The organism is Kitasatospora sp. NPDC057512 (genome assembly GCF_042802135.1).
GTDB lineage: Bacteria > Actinomycetota > Actinomycetes > Streptomycetales > Streptomycetaceae > Kitasatospora.
The window spans coordinates 1-1,064 of sequence record NZ_JBHVET010001293.1 but is presented as its reverse complement, the minus strand read 5'-3'; the positions used below and the strand labels follow the sequence as shown (position 1 = coordinate 1,064).

The following is a 1,064-nucleotide window of genomic DNA, read 5'->3' as shown; positions in this document are numbered from 1 at the left end:
GTCGGCCGGCCGGCCTGCCCGCCGGGAGCCGACGGCCGGCTCACCGGCCGCGGCCGCGGCCGCGACGAGGCGGAGCAGTTCCTCCGCCAGCGCGTAGTCGATGTCGCCGGTGGCCGCGGCGGCCACCAGACGGCGGTGGGCGAGGTCGACGCGCGCGTCGACGTACACCGTCGTCGCGGCGGGCGGGCGCCCGAGGAGGGAGGGCTCGAAGCTCACCGACGTGCAGACGTCGCCACCGGCCGGATGCGCGAAGCGCTCCTGCTCGCCGGGCGCGCCCAGGTAGGCCGTGGTCCGGTCCAGATCGGCGTCGGTGCCGTCGGCCGACCGCCGGAACCTGCCGCGTCGCACCAGCACCAGGCGGTGGTCGTCCCGGGTCTCCGGCCGCGACCACCGGGTGTGGTCGGAGCGGCACCCCACCACGGTCACGGTGAACTCCGGCCGGGCGGCGAGGGTCGATGCGGACAGCATGCCGCGGACGGTACCCGCCGGGTACGACAGGACGGCCCGCAAGGATCTTCAAGACCTCCGGCGCCACCGCCCCGGATGCTGGGGCCCACGTGACGACACGAAGGGAGCCATCCATGGCCTCGATCCACAAGGAATTCGTCATCGACGCCCGCCCCGAAGCGGTGTGGTCGGTGCTCAGCGACTACGGCGCGGTGCACGAGCGGCTGGCGCCCGGGTTCGTCACCGACACCCTGCTGAGCTCGGACACCCGCACCGTCACCTTCGCCGACGGCACGATCGTGTTCGAACGGCTCGTCGACCTCGACCACGAGGCGATGCGGGTCGCCTACACGGTCGTCGGCGGCAGCCTCCACCCGTCCCACCACCACGCGTCCATGCAGGCCCTTCCGGAGGCCGGCGGCCGGACGAGGTTCGTGTGGCACACCGACGTCCTGCCGGACGCCCTGGCCGCACCGATCGCCGAGTCCGTCGAGCACGGTTCGGCGGTGATCCGCCGCACGCTGGAGGCCACGTCATCGGCCGCGCCCGGACACCGCATGGTCTTCGGCGACGCCGGGAGGTAACCGAGGACGGCGGAGCGCCGCCCCGAGCTGATC

The 1,064-nt window shown here is 74.2% G+C and carries 1 protein-coding gene and 1 pseudogene; one reads left to right on the top strand and one right to left on the bottom strand.

Annotation, left to right across the window (positions count from 1 at the left end; translation table 11 throughout):
* Positions 1 to 468 (bottom strand): annotated as a pseudogene (locus ACFU6K_RS39575) (hypothetical protein); the annotation flags it as partial.
* Positions 469 to 581: 113 nt separating this feature from the next.
* On the opposite strand from ACFU6K_RS39575, the gene ACFU6K_RS39570 reads away from it, so the two are divergent.
* Positions 582 to 1,031, top strand: coding sequence for an SRPBCC family protein (locus tag ACFU6K_RS39570; protein WP_380671599.1), 450 nt, complete (start codon positions 582 to 584; stop codon positions 1,029 to 1,031).
* The last annotated feature ends 33 nt before the right edge of the window (positions 1,032 to 1,064 follow it).